Raw genomic sequence first — 16698 nt, 5'->3', positions numbered from 1 at the left:
CACCGCTTATTTATTGCTCAATTCGATAATCTTAGCCAGCGCGGCCAGCGCCTTGCCGCTGTCGATAAGCTCCGCCGCCAGCTTGACGCCGTCTTCCAACGTCGCCGCCTTATCGCCGATATACAGAGCCGCGCCCGCGTTCAACAGTACGGCGTTGCGGCGATGTCCGCGTTCGCCGCCCAGCACGTCGCGCGTAATTTTAGCGTTTTCGTCCGGCATACCGCCGCGCAAATCTTCTCTGCGGCAACGCTCGAAGCCGAACTGCTCCGGCGTAATCACATAATTTTTCATCCAGCCGTCTTTAAACTCGCAAACCGTAGTCGGAGCGCTCAAAGAAATTTCGTCCAGCTTATCCTGACCGTAAACCACCATGCCGCGCTTAACTCCCAGGCTGATTAAAACCTGCGCCAACGGCTGCACCAGATATTCGTCGTACACGCCCAACAGCTGGCGTTTGGGACTGCCAGGGTTCGTCAGCGGCCCTAAAATATTAAACACGGTGCGGATGCCCAGCTCCTTGCGGATGGGGCCGACGTATTTCATAGAAGTGTGGTACTTCTGCGCGAAGAAGAAGCACATGCCGACTTCCTTCAATAATTCTATACATTTTTCCGGGCTCTGCTGAATGTTCACGCCCAGCGCCTCCAGGCAGTCCGCCGTGCCGCATTTGGAAGAAGCGGCGCGGTTGCCGTGTTTGGCCACCTTCATGCCGCCCGCCGCGGCTACCAAAGCCGACGTAGTGGAAATATTAAAGCTGTTGGCGTTGTCGCCGCCGGTGCCGACGATTTCAAAAACATCCATATCCGTTTCTACCTTTAACGCATGGTCGCGCATCGCGGCCGCGCAGCCGGCAATTTCGTCGGTGGTTTCCGCCGTCGTGCTCTTGGTCGACAGCGCCGCCAAAAACGCCGCGTTCTGCGTCGCCGTAGTTTCGCCGCTCATAATCTCGTTCATTACGTCGTATGCTTCGCGGTAACTCAAATCCTGTTTGTCGACAATTTTTACAATGGCTTCTTTAATCATGATATATCGCTCCCCACTTTTAATTTTAAGTTTGTATTATAAATTTAAGAAATTCTGTAGAATAACGCGCCCCTGCGGCGTCATGATGGATTCGGGATGGAACTGCACGCCGTACACCGGATATTCCTTATGCTGCAGCGCCATGATTTCGCCTTTTTGCGTTTGCGCCGTAACCTCCAGACAATCCGGCAGGCTTTCGGGCTCCACTATCAGCGAATGGTAGCGCGCCGCCTCGAAGCCGTCGGGCAGGCCCGCCAACAGCGGCGACTCCTTGATGATGAAAATTTTATCGCTCTTGCCGTGGACGATTTCCGGCGCGCGCACCACCTTGCCGCCGAACGCCTCGCCGATGGCCTGATGACCCAGGCACACGCCCAGGATGGGATATTTGCCGCTCAACCGCTTGATGACCTCCAGGCAAATCCCCGCCTGCTGCGGGTTGCCCGGCCCCGGCGAAATAATAATGTGGCTGGGCCGCAGCGCGTCGATTTCTTCCACGCTGATTTTATCATTGCGCACGACCTTGATATCCGGGTTGATTTCGCCGATGAGCTGGTACAGATTATGGGTAAAGCTGTCGTAATTATCGATAATCAAAATCATGCTTACTCCTCCTCTGCCGTCAGGCGCAGCGCCGTCATGCAAGCCCCGGCCTTATTAACCGTTTCCTGAAATTCGTTATCCACCACGCTGTCGAAGACGATGCCGCCGCCAGCCTGAATATATACGCGGTCGTTTTTCTTGACCATGGTGCGAATCGTAATGCAAATATCCATATTGCCGCCAAAATCGAGATAGCCCATGCCGCCGCCGTACACTCCGCGCCGCTCCGGCTCCAGCTCGTCGATAATTTCGCAGGCGCGGATTTTCGGCGCGCCGCTCAAGGTTCCCGCCGGGAAAACCGCCTTCAAAGCGTCCAGCGCGTCCTTGCCCTCGCTCAGCCTGCCCGTCACCTTGCTCGTGATGTGCATCACATGGCTGAAGCGCTTAATCGCTTTGTAATCGCTGACCTTGACCGTGCCGAAGTCGCAAACGCGGCCCACGTCGTTGCGCCCCAGGTCCACCAGCATGTTATGCTCCGCCGTTTCCTTGGCGTCCGCCAAAAGCTCGCGTTCCAGCGCCAAATCTTCCTCTACAGTTTTGCCGCGACGGCGCGTGCCGGCAATCGGCATGCTGATGACCTCTCGCCCTACGACCTTGACCAAGGTTTCCGGCGAGCTGCCGGCGATTTCCACATCGTCGTTGTGCAGGAAAACCATGTACTGCGACGGATTGGTCGTGCGCAGGTAGCGGTAAGCGCTGAACAAGCTCTGGTCGTAGGCGGCGCTGAATTTTTGCGCGTAGACAATCTGGAAAGCGTCGCCCTTTTGAATATATTCTTTGCAAGCCAGTACGTTTTTTTCGTACTGCTCGCGACTCTGGTTGCTGGTAAATGCTCCCAGCTTCGCCCGCGTCGGCTTAAAGGGCTGCACGGGCATCAAGAGCATTTCCTCCATCGCCGCTATCTCGCGCTCGGCTCTGGCGTAATTTACCTCCACGTTATCCGTCTTGACGTTGGCGATTAAAAAAATCTTTTGCTTCAAATGGTCGAAGGCTATCAGCTTATCGAAAAGCATCAAATCCACGTCGGCAAAATCGGCCTTACGCTCTTTGTCCACGCGCATATCCGGCTCGCAGTAGCGCATGAAGTCGAAGCCGAACACGCCCACCAGACCGCCGGTGAAATTGGGCAGGCCGTCGATTTGCGGCGCTTTGTATTCCGCCAGAATATTGCGGATGCAGTTCATCGGGTCCCGCTCCTTGTACTTCACCGCCGCGCCGCTGATGATTTCCGCGTCGCCGTCGGTAATTTTCAAACGCAGCACCGGGTCGTAGCCCACGAAGGAATAGCGCGCCCAATGCTCGCCGCCTTCAATGCTTTCCAGCAAAAAATAATTGCGGCTGCTGCGCCTTACGTTAGCCAAAAACGCCAGCGGCGTCAGCATATCCGCTAGGCATTCCTTCGCCACGGGGACCGCCTTGTATTCCTTGGCGTATGCCTTAACCTGTTCCAAAGTTAAATTCAACATTTTAACACCTCATACCAATAAAAAAGACCCGTCCTCGATTTTACTCAAGGACAGGCCATAATAAACTTATACCTGCGGTACCACCTTGTTTCGCCGCTACGCGGCGCTCTTTCGCAGGATGCCAACACATCCCTCACCCTTAACGCGGATGTTACGTTGCCGAATACTCTCGTCCAATGATTTTACAAATCAATTCGACGATTTGACTGCACCCTCGACGGTCCATTTATCGGCCTGCATCTCTACCCGGCTTTCAGCTCCCCGGACTCTCTGTAAGCGCATCTACCGACTTGATCTCCGTCTCAACGGTTTGTGGTTTTTTGAAGTTGTGCTTATTTTACTACCGTCAACCAACAGCGTCAACTGTTTTTTACAAAAAAAATTTAAATTGCAAAGGCGCAAGGTGTTTTGTAAAGTAATTTACAAGAAGCGCCCCACAGCGGCGCTGAGAAATTAAAAGCGCCGCACAAAAATTGCCATCGCAAGCGGGTTACGCATACGCGAAATGCGCCGCCGCTAAAATTTAAGGCAAATGTCTAGCCGCCATATTAAGACGGCGTTAAGCCGCGCGGCATATTGAGCGTGCGCGCGTCGAAGTATAGATAAAAGTATCTATAAATTTATAGACAAAAAAATTTTGTCATGCTATACTACAATTAAGTTAAAAGATACTTGAAGCAAAGAGGTGAAAAGCATGACCTTTTTAACAGCAGATAAAGTCGTTCCCGTTTCGCGTTTCAACAAAGGCGAAGCGACTAAAATTTTTTCTGAAGTCAAAGAAACCGGAACGAAATACGTTTTTAAAAATAATTTACCAGAATGCGTTTTAATTTCTCCCGAAGCCTATGAACATCTTGTCGATAGTTTAATCGACATGGAATTGTATGTTGAAGCTCTGGAAAGAATTAGCCGCCCTAACCGCAAAATATATTCTTCTCAAGAAGCTATGGCTCTCTTAGATATTGATACGCCAAATCCGAATTGCGAGGTAGAGTTTGAGTGAACGAAGCGGACAAAAAATTTGAAGTGGTTTATTCTGAAGACGCCGTCAACGATATGAAAAAATTAGACCGCTCTGTTCGGCAGCGCGTAGCCGACGGTATAGAAAAAGCTTCGTTTAATCCGTATCCCAAAGACCAGGGAGGCTACGGAAAACGCTTAGGCAATAAAAGAGGCGTAAACCTTGCAGGCTTATTGGAAATCAAATTCCGCGGCATGGGCATAAGAGCAGTTTACGAACTGGTAATTAAAGAAAAAGCTATGGAGATAATAGTAGTTTCTGTACGAGAAGACGAAATCGTTTTCAAAGAAGCGTTTAAAAGAATGCAACGGAAAAAATAAAAATTATAGCGTGCGTAAAAAGGCAGAGCCTGCGGCAGGCTCTGCTAAAAAATCTCTTGCTTATCTAAAAATAAAGTAGTACAATAATAATAGAAAAGGCGCTTGCCGATAGACGGTTGCCCTTCTTCAATGTTATTTACAAAAAATAACCGTCAGATTTCGAGGCTTGGCGGTTATTTTTTTGCATTTCTACCGATGGTATATCCGAGTTTGAAGCAAGCCAAACCGAAGCTTAGCAAAGCTATAACGTCTAACACACTCATGGCATCACCCTCTTTCATGAGCTTTCCGGCAAAACCGGCGAAGCTTTAAATTAAAAGAAGGGCTGCTCACTCTCGCAAGAGAAACCGCCTACCGTTATGGCAAGCGCCGCTTTTATTATAACACAACCAGTTTAAAAAGAAAATGTATTTTCGCAAAAAGGCAGAGCCTGTGACAAGCTCTGCTTAATTTTTCTTATAAAGCCGACTTTATTACTTTTTCCTTACGCCGTCGCCTAGTTCTTTCCCTCAACTATTTTTCATTTTTGCAATTAGTTAGGGGGATTTTGCCCGCCGACGTAGAATTAAATAAAATTAGCTATAATTTTTCCGAATGCAGGATTATGAAAACGCTAGAGGAAATTCATCATAGGAGCGTAACTCATGGCAGCCATAGACGATTTAATCAACAAAATAGCCGACGCGGATTTACGCGCGCGCATCGCCGCCGAAATCAGCAAAATGCAAAAAGGGAAAAAATTCGGCCTTGTATTTGAAAACCATTTACCGGAATGCACTCCCTTATACGACGTCCCCGTAACGGCCGGCAAAACCGTCGCGCTAAAAAATTCTTCCCTAGCCGATGCTTATAAAGTTTTATCAGTAGAAGACGGCGTTGCCCGCTGTCTCAAAAAAGACGCCAGCGAGCCGATAAATTTTGCCGTGCAGGATTTAGTCGTCGTCGCTACCTTCGGCGAACCAATCTACCCTTATTTGCAGCCTATCGACAGTATTTGCAACGCGCCGGGCAGCGATTTGTGGCACGCGCTTATTGAAGCTGATAATTACCACGCGCTGCAACTTTTAGATTATCTTTACCACGGTAAGGTCGACTGCATTTATATCGACCCGCCCTACAACACCGGCGCGAAGGATTGGAAGTACAATAATAATTACGTCGACGGCAGCGACGCTTACCGTCACAGCAAATGGCTGTCGTTTATGGAAAAGCGTTTGGCGTTGGCGAAGAAGCTGCTCAATCCCAAAGATTCCGTGCTGATTGTGACGATTGATGAAAAAGAATATTTGCATTTGGGATGCTTGCTGGAGGAAATGTTTCCGGAAGCTAATATGCAAATGGTAAGCATAACCATCAATCCTTCCGGAGCCAAAAGAGACAACTTATTTTCTCGAGCAGATGAATTTGCCTACGTTGTTCTGTTTGGCAATGCGCACGTTATTCATCCCACAGGAGATGGCACAGAACGTGAAGTAAGATGGTTTTATTTAAGGAGAACAGACTACTCCTCTAGACGGGGTACAACTAAAGGAGGGGTCGCACAATTTTTTCCTATATATGTAAACGATTCCTCTCATAAAATCATAAAAATTGGAAATGCTCTTTCCCCCGAAGAAAGTACAAACAGTATACCATCAATCAAAGATGCAACTCCTGTATTTCCAATACGAGAAGATGGCGTTGAAATGAACTGGGGATTAACTAAAGAGTCACTAAAAACAATGGTTGACCAAGGATTAGTACGAGTCTCTAAAGGCAATGAATTTCAACCATATATTTTCAAATATTTAAGTTCAAACTATACACAAAAAATAAATTCTGGTAGATGGGCTTTTAGAGGATTCAGAGATGATGGCACTAGAATTGTTGTCGAAACTCAAGGAAAAGTAACTCGTGCCACAACTGTATGGAAAAACAAACTTCATGATGCTTGACAATACGGAACTTCTCTAATCAAATCTATAATAGGTGATGGTAAATTTAATTTTCCAAAGTCTCTTTATTCTGTTCATGATACAATAAATTATTTTATAAAAGAAAAAACCGATGCTCTCATCGTGGATTTCTTCGCTGGTAGCGGCACTACGCTACACGCAGTAAATTTACTAAATGCGGAAGACGGTGGCCAGCGCCGTTGCATAATGGTAACGAATAATGAAGTATCAGAAGACGAAGCTAAAACTCTTCGGAATAATGGCTATCAACCAGGTGACACAGAATGGGAAAACTTAGGTGTCGCTCGTTACGTTACTTGGCCGCGCACAAAACTTTCTATTAAAGGCGTAGATATAAACGGCAATTCTCTCAAAGGCGAATATTTTACTACTTTAAAGAAAACAGTAGAAATTACCCGCAACATAAAACAAATTGCTTTGAACGCTAACATTCTAAACAACGAAGCTCGTAAAAGTATTTTAGCTCTTATTGGCAAAGAAAATTTACCTCAAAACCTTTTAAAAGATAACAGCCACTACATTATTTCTGAAAAATATTATACAAGTATTATCTTTGACTTATCTTATATTGACGAGTATTTAGAAGAATTAAATGAAAACAACCATATCACCGATATTTACATAGTTACGGATAACAATAGCGTTTTCAAAAAAGTAAAGCAACAAATAAATGAGCTACTGGGTTTAATAAGTAAAGATGAAATAGTAAAGCGCCCCATGGCCGACGGCTTCGCCGCCAACTGCGCATTCTTTAAGCTGGGCTTTTTGGACAAAACCGCCGTGTCGCTGGGCAGGCAGTTTAAAGAATTGCTGCCGCTCTTGTGGTTAAAAGCAGGAGCCGTCGGCCCCTGCCCCAAATCAGCAAACGACGCAACGCCCGCGATGCTCGTTTTGCCGCAAAATAAATTCGCCGTACTCGTCGACGAAAACTATTTTGTAGATTTTAAAGAGCGCCTTGAAGAACATCCCGAAATAAATTATGTTTATATCGTCACCAATTACGAAGCGGGCTACCGCGCCAAGATAAGCGAACTGAACGTGGAACATACCTTCCAGCTGTACCGCGACTATCTGGATAATTTTAGCATTAACTACAGGAGAAGCTGAACATGAAGTGCCAACTATTTCAATTCCAAAGCGAAGCCGTAAAAGCGTTGCGCGCGCACGCCGCCGAAGCTCTCGGTTCTTTTAAGCGCACGCGCACTCCCCAGGTAGTTTCTTTGCAAGCTCCTACGGGCGCGGGCAAAACGATAATTATGTCCGCCCTTATCGAAGATATTTTTTGCGGCACGGATACTTACGAAGCGCAGCCCGAAGCCATCTTTGTCTGGCTGTCCGACTCGCCCAGTTTGAACGCGCAATCGCAACAAAAAATAGAAGCGAAGGCCGACAAAATCCGTCTGGGCCAGTGTATAGCCATTGAAGATAGTTCTTTCGACCAAGAAGCTTTAAGCGACGGCTGCATTTATTTTCTCAACACGCAAAAGCTTAGCAAAAGCAGCAACCTTGTCAAACATTCCGACAGCAGGCGGTACACCATTTGGGAAACTTTGCAAAACACTTTGGAAACGAAAGCCGACCGCCTGTATTTCATTATCGACGAAGCGCACCGCGGTTCGCTGGGCAACGACGCTGGCAAAGCCACGTCCATTATGCAGCGTTTTTTAAAGGGCAGCCCCAAGCATAATTTAGCGCCCATGCCTTTAGTAATCGGCATGAGCGCCACGGCGCAGCGTTTTAATAAATTGGTTGAAGGCTTGTCCTCCACAATCCATTACAAGCGTATCGCCGCCGAAAGCGTGCGGGAATCAGGGCTTTTGAAAGACCGCATCATTATTATCCATCCGCAGGATATGCAAAAATATAACGACATGGCCGTTTTGGATAAAGCTACGGACGAATGGCTGGAAAAATGCAAGCATTGGCGACAATATTGCACGCAACAACATTATAAACAGGTGGAACCGGCTTTTATTATCCAGGTGCAGGCCGGCAGCGGCAAAGAGATTTCACGCACGAATTTGGCCGACGTAATCGCCCATTTGGAAAAACGCATCGGGCGCAAATTCAACCCCGGCGAAATAGTGCATACCTTCGGTTCTACGGGCGACATAGAGATTGCCGGGCTAAAAATTTTTCACGTCGAGCCGGAAGATATCGCCGACAATAGGAAAATAAAAGTCGTCTTGTTCAAAGAAAATCTTTCGACGGGTTGGGATTGTCCGCGGGCGGAAACGATGATGTCCTTCCGCACCGCCGAAGACACGACTTACATCGCGCAGCTTTTGGGACGCATGGTGCGCACGCCCTTGCAAAATAAAATTTTAGTCGACGATTACTTAAACGACGTGCGTTTGTTCCTGCCGTATTTCAATCAAGATAACGTGGCTAAAGTCGTCGCCGAACTGCAAAGTTCGGAAGTCGACGACATTCCGACGTTCGTCGACGACGAAGATATAGAGAGCCCTACTTACGTTTCCTGGCACGTGCGTCCGCGCATCGCGCCGACCGCGCAGGAAAATCCCACTTTATTCCCTGCGGACGAAAACGAAAACGTCCTGCCGCCCCAGCCAATCGTAACGCCGGTAGGTCGCGACGACGCTGACGCAAAGCCGCAAACGACGCCACCGGACGGGCGCGAAACTTCGCCCGGCGATACGGCTACATCAACTGCAAACGAAAATAACGGCGCGCAAAACGTTTCGCCAACGCCTAACGCCAACGAAAGCGACGCTACGCCAAACGTTCCGCCAATGCCGAACGCAACTGCGCGACAAGCGGAGCAATTGGAAATTTTCCCTACGTTCGACAGGGAAAAAGTTCTCAAGCACATCAACGATTTGGGAATGATTACTTATTCCGTGCAGAACGTGCAAATAAATAATTACCTCAAATCAGTTTTAGCGCTAAGCGACCTGTTGACTTCTTACGACGTATACAGACCGGCAAAAGAAGAAGTTACCAGGGACGCGGTAAATTTAATCCGCGCCTACATCGAACAACTGAAAGCCGCAGGACAGTACGGCGCCGCGAAAAAGCAAGTTCTGCAAATGAAATTATCCATGCACGTCTTCGATATTTTCGGCGCGCAAGTGCAAAATATCCATGAAAAAGATTTGTTTATCGCGTCGGATGAAATTCTCGACCCGCAGTTGGCAATTGCCAACGCCAAGTTGGGCAACTTCGGGTTGCCGCAACACTACGCGCGTTATTATTGGGACGATAGCGAGCCGAACAGCTACAAAATAGATTGCATTCTATTTGCCGCTTCCGAAGAATGTTTGGACGGGCTTAACGGCTATGCGAAAGCAAAATTCCATTCTTTGAACGATATGTATCGCACTTATATCGTCTTCAAAGGTGAAAAATGTTTTAGCCGCTACCGCCAAATCGTAACCGACAGCGACGCGGTGAGCAAGCTCACCTACCGTTTGCCGGAAAGAATCGACGCCAAAATCGACGAAGGCGGAACGGAATATAAAAACCATCTTTATGCGGACGATAGCGGCGTCGCCAAAATTAAATTAAACTCTTGGGAAAAGGACGTTATCGAAGAAGAAAGTAAGCGTCCGGACTTCATCTGCTGGCTGCGCAATCCTGCCAAAAAATCTTGGAGCCTGTGCTTGCCATATGAAATAGAAGGACAAGCTAAAGGTTTTTATCCTGATTTCATCATTGTCCGCAGCGACCCGCAAATCGATTATGTAATTGATATTTTAGAACCGCACAGCGACGATTTTAAAGATAATTTAGCCAAAGCCAAAAGTTTGGCTAAATACGTAGAAGACGAACCGCACGTAAGCAGAGTGCAAATGATACGCAAGGAATATAACAAATACCTGCGCTTAGATTTTTCGCAAAGCCGCGTGCGCGAAAGCGTGCGCCTGGCCACGACGAGCGACGAGTTCGACAAAATCTTTACCCACTACGGCTTTTCCGAAACAAAGTGAGACGCAAAAAAAAAGCAGAGCCTGCGACAAGCTCTGCTTTTTATATTTCCGTATATTTGGCGCGCTAACCGCCATTCAAAAAATGCTCATAGCAAGATCATATCAAAAATAACAAAGTTCTTGCAGGCATACCGTAAAATAATCCGGTCTGCGATTCCTGCGGCGAATTTAAATCGCCGTGCGCGTCCAGCCACAAAACCGTAAGCTTGCCGCCGTACTTTTTATTTAAATACGCAATTACGGGAACATCGGCGTCGCAACCGCCGCCAACGGAAAATATGCCGCTATTACATTTTTAAATGATTTTCAAAAAATCTGTCGGCAGCACGGGCTGAATTTTGCTATTTTGAAAATCCTTTATATTTCTGGTAACAATATAGTCCGCCTTAAGACGCATAGCGCAGACCATCTGCAATGCGTCTTCAAAATCAGGCGTCTGCATTCTTGCCGCTTTAAGTAAATCATCAGCGCGCAAATCCGCCGCTCTAAAAATTAAAAGCAGCTGTTCGATAACCTGCTGCGTTTTTGCAGGCGTAAGCTCTTTGCGCAAAATGTAAACTATATTAGGTATTGAAAGCGCAGAAATATAGCCCTCCACTCTATTTATTTCGCACAGCTTCCAAACCTGCGCCGCCACTTGCCAAAAGTTTACCCGCGCACATAAAACGTCAAGAATAATATTTGTATCAATCAAAACTTTCATGCTCCGCAATCCTTTCAGCGCGTATGGCTTTTTCGTCGTAATCGTCATGCAACACGCCTAACAACGAATCTGTCAAAAAATTTACCGCCCTTTGTTTAGAAATCAATCTAGCGACCTCCACGCCGTTTTTTAAAATGATAATTTCATTGCCGCTTTGCGCCGCCTGTAAAAATTTGCCAAAATTGTTTTGTATCTCCGTAGCAGTTGCCGTAAGCATAGCACACCTCCTTTAGCTAAAATTATTATAGCATTTTTTAGCTAAGAACACAAATTAAACCGTAAAAAAGCAGAGCCTGCTTTCCACAGACTCTGCTTTTTATTCGCAAATTTGAATTTTACGCGCCGATAATCGGCCTGCCCTCCATGGTGTTGACCAGCTTGGAAAGCTCCCACTTAATCGTTTCTTCCGGCTTGTCGTAATTGCCCAGGTCGCGCAGCTGCCGTTCGCGCAGTTTTTTCTTGAGGAATTTAGCGCCGTCCTTTTTATAAACGTACAAATCGGCGTCGGCCACCACCCTGACGTAGGTTTCCTGGTCGCGGAAGAAGCCGCCGGACAGCATCGTTTCGTCCATTTCGTAAACGCGCGCCACTACCAGCACGTCCACCTTGCTTTTTTCCGCCAAGGCCTCCATGCTTGCTTTGTCCAGCCCGGCCCCGCCGCGCAGCGCCTCGCTGACATTTTGCTGCGCCGCTCCGTCGTCCGTAATCCGGTAATACGGAAAATGGTACGCCCATTTCACAACCTGCCGCCAATTTTTATAAACCGCGCCGCTGACGCCGCCGTCATGGTCGATAACCACAAAGCCCACCGGACGCTCCGGAAAATCGGCGCGCGCTGTTTGCGGCAAAGCGGCGGCCGCCAACAAAACGGCGAAGCATAAGCAACTCAATAGCCTGAATATTTTCTGCATAGCTTGCACCTCCTCACGGACGCAAATCAACCGATATGCAGCAAAATTTTTATCGCGCCGCGCACTACCTTGATTTGATAGGCCAGCGCTCTGAGATAAACGTCGTCCGCAGCCACGCTTTCGCTCTGCGTGCGCTTTACTACCACGCCGCAAACCGCGCCCGCTTTCAAGCCCAAGGCCTGACTGACGACAAAAAGCGCGGAGGTTTCCATTTCGTAGTTGAGCGCGCCTAACGCCTGCCATTCGCGCATGCTGCCCTGAAAACGCCGCGGCACGTAGCCGGTAAAGCTATCGTAGCGCTCCTGCCCCGGCCAGAAGGTGTCGCTGGAAACGGAAACGCCCACGTGAAAGGGAGCGCCGCAAGAGCTTGCCGCCTGCGCCAACGCGCCCGTGACGCTGAAGCTGGCTACCGCAGGAAATTCCTGCGGCGCATAATGGCCCGACGTACCGTCGAGCCGCACAGCGGCTTTATTGATAATCACGTCGCCTAAATTTATTTTTTCCTGAATCGTCCCCGTCGTGCCCACGCGAATCACATGCGTAATGCCCAGCCGCGCCAGCTCTTCGAGACAAATGCCGACGGACGGCCCGCCCATGCCCGTCGAACACACCAGAACCGGCGCGCCCTCGACGCGCGTCAGCCAGCTGGTATACTCGCGATGGCTGGCAATAAATTGCGCGCCCTCGCCCAAAGTTTTGGCCAAAGGCTCCACGCGGCCGGGGTCGCCCGGCAGCACGGCCAGCGCAGCGCCCTGCAAAGCTTTTTTAGCGAAGCCCACGTGATACATCGCTTCGTCAAAAGCGGCGTAATTTTTTGCCATAAAACCGCCCCCTTACTTTGCGTAAACCGCAGCCTTCCCCATAAAGGTCGGCTCCAACCCCATATAATCGGCTATCGTTCTGCCGATATCGGCGAAGGTATCCATGGGAACGAGCTGCCCGCAGCGCGTCCCCGCGCCGGAAAACAGCACGGGAATTTTTTCGCGCGTGTGGTCAGTGCCCTGCCAGCTGGGGTCGTTGCCATGATCCGCCGTAATCAGCAGCAAATCGTCGGGCCGCAGCAAACCGGTAATTTCCGGCAGCCGTTTATCAAAATATTCCAAAGCCTCGCCGTAGCCGCGAATGTCGCGGCGATGGCCGTAGCTGGAATCAAAATCCACAAAATTCGTAAAGACGATAGCGTTATCCGGCGCGTCCTGCACAGCCTGCACCGTAGCGTCCACCAATTTTTCTAAACCGCCCGCCGCGTAGTGCTTCGTAATGCCGCGATGAGCGAAAATATCCGCAATCTTGCCCACTGCGTACACGCTGCCCCCCGCCGCCGTCATTTTATCCAGCAGCGTCTGCTGCGGCGCAGGCACTGCGTAATCGTGGCGGTTGGTCGTGCGGACGAAATCTTCCGCGCACGTCCCCACGAAGGGGCGGGCGATAACGCGGGCGATTTTATACGGCTGCACCAACTCAAAGGCCAGCTTGCACAAAGCGTAGAGCCGTTCCAAGCCGAAAGCTTCTTCGTGCGCCGCAATTTGCAAAACGCTGTCCGCCGAGGTATAAACGATGGGCTTACCCGTCCGCAGATGCTCCTCGCCCAGCTCCTTAATAATTTCCGTGCCGGAAGCATGGCTCTCGCCCAAAACGCCGGGCAGATTTCCCTGCGCGACCAGCTTATCAATTAAATCCTGCGGAAAGCACTTGGGTACGTCGGGGAAATAACCCCAATCGAAAGTTACCGGTACGCCCGCAATTTCCCAATGCCCGCTCAAGGTATCCTTGCCGCGGCTCACCTCCTGGGCGTAGGTATACGCGCCCACGCTATGCTCCGCGCCTAACGCAGCTGGCAGCGCCGCGCCCCGGCTCAGCTCCGCCGCCTTTTGCAGGCCGCGGCCCGCCAGATTCGGCAGGTACAAGGGCTGCGCTTTGCCCTGCGCGTCCCTGCGGTTATCGGCAAACCATTGGCAAATATGCCCCAGGGTATCGGCGCCCTCGTCGCCAAAGGCCGCCGCGTCGCGGGCATAGCCGACGCCAAAAGAATCTAAAAGTAAAATTATCGTTCTCGCCATTTTTTTCACCCGCCTTGCACAAGATAAGCTACGAAACGCTTGCCGTAATTAAAAGCCTAGGCTCTCGCCCACCAAAATGACCTTAATGCGCTGCGGTACGCGGCAGGTTCTGGTAATAACCACCTGGGAACAAATGCTCTGCGCCGAAGCGCACTCAGCGCACGCGCCAGTCTTGGCGCAGGGCGTCGGCAGCCCGGCGAAACGGGCGGCGTTAATCGGCGCGGCCACGTTGCGCGCTCTGTCCAGCGCCCCCTCCAGCGTACCGGCCACCTTATTCATGCCGGCGATAACAAGTACTTGCTTCGGCCCGTAAATCAGCGCGGCCACGCGATTGCCGTTGCCGTCAATATTTACCAGCTGTCCGTCCTTGCTGATGGCGTTCGCGCTCATCAAATAAGTATCACACAAAAGCGCACGGCGCATCAGCTCCGTTTTTTCTTCAGCATTAGCCGCCGTATCCCTGTCGATAACGGGATTGCGCCGCTTAACGGCGTCCAGCAGTCCTATTTCCTTAATCGTTACGGAACCGCCCCAGGACACCACATCCTCCGCGGGAATCAGCTCCAGCGCTTTAGCCAGCGCCGCGTTTTTATCAGCGCAGTAATAGGCGCCGAAGCCGCGCTGACTCAATTTTTTCACCAGCGTTTCGCCTAACAATTGATTGCGTAAAATTTCTGCCTGTTCCATAAATCTGCCTCCTGCCCAGCAGCCGTCAGTCCTCCAAATCGCCGATAACTACCTCGTCCTTACCGTCCTGCTCCGCCAAATAAACATTGATGGCTTCCTTATGCGAGGTCGGTACGTTCTTGCCGGCAAAATCGGCGCGAATCGGCAGCTCGCGATGGCCGCGATCGATAAGCACTGCCAGCTGGATAGCCTTAGGACGCCCCATATCGATAATAGCGTCTAAAGCGGCGCGAATCGTGCGCCCGGTGTACAGCACGTCGTCCACAAGAATAACAGTTTTGCCCTGCAAATCGATATTGATTTCCGTGCCGTGTACGATGGGGTTATAGGCCAGTGTGGAAAGGTCGTCGCGGTATAAGGTAATATCCAGCATACCTACGGGCAGCTCCACATTTTCAATGCCCTTAATAGCGGCGGCCAGACGCTCGGCAATGGGCACGCCGCGAGTGCGGATGCCTACCAGCACCACGTTTTCCACGCCCTTATTCCTTTCGATAATTTCATGGGAAATACGCACGATGGCGCGGCGCATAGCGTCGGCGTCCATAATCACATTCTTTTTTACAAAATTGCTCATTTAAGTCACCTCTAAAAAATTTTATCTTTGCCAGCCCTGCTCCCAATGGTCAGAGCAAAATAAACTAATTAAACTGCCCTAAGCGCAGGCGCGTCACAATCTTCTGCAAATCCTCCGGCAAGGGCGCTTCAAAATGCAGCCGCTGGCCGGTGCGCGGATGGTCAAACTCCAAGGTTTGGGAATGCAGCGCCTGCCCGTTAATAGCGAAGGGCGTTTTCATCGGCGAATATTTAGGGTCGCCCACCAGCGGATAGCCTAAATATTCCATATGCACGCGAATCTGATGCGTGCGCCCGGTGCGCAGCCTGCAGCGCACGATAGTGTACTTGCCGAAGCGCTCCAGCACCTGGTATTCCGTAATGGCCTGACGCCCATCCTCTTTAACCACCGCCATTTTTTTGCGGTCGTTTTTATCGCGGGCGATAAGGGTTTCGATAACGCCCTCGTCAGTCTTAATATTGCCGCGCACTACGGCCAGATAAGCGCGCTGTGCCGTTTTATTCTGAATCTGCTGCGACAAGGACAGATGCGCCGCGTCGTTTTTGGCGCAAATCATAATGCCGCTGGTATCCTTATCCAAACGATGGACGATGCCCGGACGAATCACGCCGTTGATGCCCGACAAATTTTTGCAGTGGTACAGCAGCGCGTTGACCAGGGTGCCGCTGTAATTTCCCGCCGCAGGATGCACCACCATGCCGCGCGGCTTGTTGACCACTACTACGTCCTCGTCCTCGTAAATAATATCCAAGGGAATATTTTCCGGCTGCACGTCCAGGGGCTGGGGCGCGGGCAACGTAACTGTAATTTCGTCGCCTGCTTTCAGCTTGTAGTTCGCTTTGATTACCTTAGCTCCCTTCACGGCGCGTCCCTCCTCCAGCAGCTTCTGCATATTGGAACGCGTCAGCTCCAAGAGCGCCGCTAACGCAACGTCGGCGCGTTGGCCGGCCTCCTGCTCCGTAATAATCAGTTTTTCCTGCTCGCCAGCAGCTCCGTTTGCACTATACTCCATATAATACTTCCAACTCCTACGCAAATAGCGATATCCGCCACGTTGAACACGGGCCAGATACGAAAATCAAAAAAGTCGATCACCAATCCCTGACGGGTGCGGTCGATAAGATTGCCGATAGCGCCGCCGACAAACAGCGCCGCGCCGTAACAGGCCCAAGGGCCGTTAGCCGCAATTTCCCGCCGCAGGAACCACACGCAGCCCATCACCGCCAAAGCAATGACCACGAACAGCCAGCGGCTTCCCTCCATAATGCCAAAGGCCGCGCCCGGATTTAAAATATACGTCCAGTGAAAAATATTTTCAATCACCGGCACGCTTTCCCCCACCGCAAAATGCGCCGCCACATAAAGCTTTGTCAGCTGATCCGCAAGCACCACTGCCAAAGCCAGCAAACCATAAAACATATA

Annotated in this window: 18 protein-coding genes; 5 read left to right on the top strand and 13 right to left on the bottom strand. The window is 50.1% G+C overall.

The annotated features are described in order from the left end of the window. Window positions 1–6: 6 nt before the first annotated feature. The 3 genes from trpD to trpE are packed head-to-tail and all read right to left on the bottom strand — an operon-like array spanning window position 7 to window position 3092. Window positions 7–1023 carry an anthranilate phosphoribosyltransferase gene (gene trpD, locus Q4E64_RS05765; RefSeq protein WP_303166801.1) on the bottom strand — a complete coding sequence of 339 codons (1017 nt, stop codon included), beginning with the start codon at window positions 1021–1023 and terminating at the stop codon, window positions 7–9. 36 nt (window positions 1024–1059) lie between these two features. Next, a complete protein-coding gene (locus tag Q4E64_RS05760; protein ID WP_303166800.1) occupies window positions 1060–1626 on the bottom strand; it encodes an aminodeoxychorismate/anthranilate synthase component II in 567 nt (188 codons plus the stop codon). Window positions 1627–1628: 2 nt separating this feature from the next. Then, complete coding sequence (trpE, locus tag Q4E64_RS05755; protein ID WP_303166799.1) at window positions 1629–3092, bottom strand: anthranilate synthase component I; 1464 nt, start codon at window positions 3090–3092, stop codon at window positions 1629–1631. Between the two features lie 694 nt (window positions 3093–3786). On the opposite strand from trpE, the gene Q4E64_RS05750 reads away from it, so the two are divergent. From Q4E64_RS05750 to Q4E64_RS05730, 5 genes are all read left to right on the top strand, one after another. Beyond that, the gene (locus tag Q4E64_RS05750; protein WP_303166798.1) at window positions 3787–4095 is read left to right on the top strand and encodes a type II toxin-antitoxin system Phd/YefM family antitoxin; all 309 of its coding nucleotides are present in this window, start codon (window positions 3787–3789) and stop codon (window positions 4093–4095) included. After that, window positions 4092–4433 (top strand): type II toxin-antitoxin system RelE/ParE family toxin, encoded by a 342-nt coding sequence (locus Q4E64_RS05745; protein ID WP_303166797.1) that lies wholly within the window; start codon window positions 4092–4094, stop codon window positions 4431–4433. Before Q4E64_RS05750 ends, Q4E64_RS05745 begins: the two co-directional genes overlap by 4 nt. A 644-nt stretch (window positions 4434–5077) precedes the next feature. Continuing rightward, window positions 5078–6367: a DNA methyltransferase gene (locus Q4E64_RS05740; RefSeq protein ID WP_303166796.1), complete on the top strand. Its 1290-nt coding sequence runs from the start codon at window positions 5078–5080 to the stop codon at window positions 6365–6367. Window positions 6368–6574: 207 nt separating this feature from the next. Further along, a complete protein-coding gene (locus Q4E64_RS05735) occupies window positions 6575–7495 on the top strand; it encodes a hypothetical protein (protein WP_303166795.1) in 921 nt (306 codons plus the stop codon). A 2-nt stretch (window positions 7496–7497) separates the two neighbouring features. Then, entirely contained in the window at window positions 7498–10338 is a 2841-nt protein-coding gene (locus tag Q4E64_RS05730) for a DEAD/DEAH box helicase (protein WP_303166794.1), read from the top strand. 97 nt (window positions 10339–10435) lie between these two features. Here the strand turns inward: Q4E64_RS05730 and Q4E64_RS11455 are convergent, their stop codons facing one another. The 10 genes from Q4E64_RS11455 to lspA all read right to left on the bottom strand — a co-directional run bounded on the left by Q4E64_RS11455 (window position 10436) and on the right by lspA (window position 16695). Then, complete coding sequence (locus Q4E64_RS11455) at window positions 10436–10618, bottom strand: arginase family protein (protein ID WP_368501527.1); 183 nt, start codon at window positions 10616–10618, stop codon at window positions 10436–10438. 15 nt (window positions 10619–10633) lie between these two features. Beyond that, a complete protein-coding gene (locus tag Q4E64_RS05725; protein ID WP_303166793.1) occupies window positions 10634–11041 on the bottom strand; it encodes a PIN domain-containing protein in 408 nt (135 codons plus the stop codon). Continuing rightward, window positions 11025–11258: a type II toxin-antitoxin system Phd/YefM family antitoxin gene (locus Q4E64_RS05720; RefSeq protein WP_303166792.1), complete on the bottom strand. Its 234-nt coding sequence runs from the start codon at window positions 11256–11258 to the stop codon at window positions 11025–11027. Before Q4E64_RS05720 ends, Q4E64_RS05725 begins: the two co-directional genes overlap by 17 nt. A 118-nt stretch (window positions 11259–11376) precedes the next feature. Then, window positions 11377–11952: a hypothetical protein gene (locus Q4E64_RS05715; RefSeq protein WP_303166791.1), complete on the bottom strand. Its 576-nt coding sequence runs from the start codon at window positions 11950–11952 to the stop codon at window positions 11377–11379. A 26-nt stretch (window positions 11953–11978) separates the two neighbouring features. Beyond that, window positions 11979–12773: a uridine phosphorylase gene (gene udp, locus Q4E64_RS05710; RefSeq protein ID WP_303166790.1), complete on the bottom strand. Its 795-nt coding sequence runs from the start codon at window positions 12771–12773 to the stop codon at window positions 11979–11981. A gap of 12 nt (window positions 12774–12785) precedes the next feature. Beyond that, window positions 12786–14012, bottom strand: coding sequence for a phosphopentomutase (locus Q4E64_RS05705; RefSeq protein ID WP_303166789.1), 1227 nt, complete (start codon window positions 14010–14012; stop codon window positions 12786–12788). A gap of 48 nt (window positions 14013–14060) precedes the next feature. Next, window positions 14061–14699 carry a lactate utilization protein gene (locus Q4E64_RS05700; protein WP_303166788.1) on the bottom strand — a complete coding sequence of 213 codons (639 nt, stop codon included), beginning with the start codon at window positions 14697–14699 and terminating at the stop codon, window positions 14061–14063. A gap of 25 nt (window positions 14700–14724) precedes the next feature. Beyond that, window positions 14725–15276 carry a bifunctional pyr operon transcriptional regulator/uracil phosphoribosyltransferase PyrR gene (gene pyrR, locus Q4E64_RS05695; RefSeq protein ID WP_303166787.1) on the bottom strand — a complete coding sequence of 184 codons (552 nt, stop codon included), beginning with the start codon at window positions 15274–15276 and terminating at the stop codon, window positions 14725–14727. A gap of 64 nt (window positions 15277–15340) precedes the next feature. Then, the gene (locus tag Q4E64_RS05690) at window positions 15341–16288 is read right to left on the bottom strand and encodes an RluA family pseudouridine synthase (protein WP_303166786.1); all 948 of its coding nucleotides are present in this window, start codon (window positions 16286–16288) and stop codon (window positions 15341–15343) included. After that, window positions 16243–16695: a signal peptidase II gene (gene lspA, locus Q4E64_RS05685; RefSeq protein WP_303166785.1), complete on the bottom strand. Its 453-nt coding sequence runs from the start codon at window positions 16693–16695 to the stop codon at window positions 16243–16245. The genes Q4E64_RS05690 and lspA overlap by 46 nt, the downstream gene beginning before the upstream one ends. Window positions 16696–16698: the final 3 nt, after the last annotated feature.

Origin of the sequence: Phascolarctobacterium sp., from assembly GCF_030531065.1 — a bacterium.
Lineage (GTDB): Bacteria > Bacillota > Negativicutes > Acidaminococcales > Acidaminococcaceae > Phascolarctobacterium_A.
Note: the sequence above shows the minus strand (reverse complement) of the source record. Positions and strands in the feature narration are given on the sequence as shown.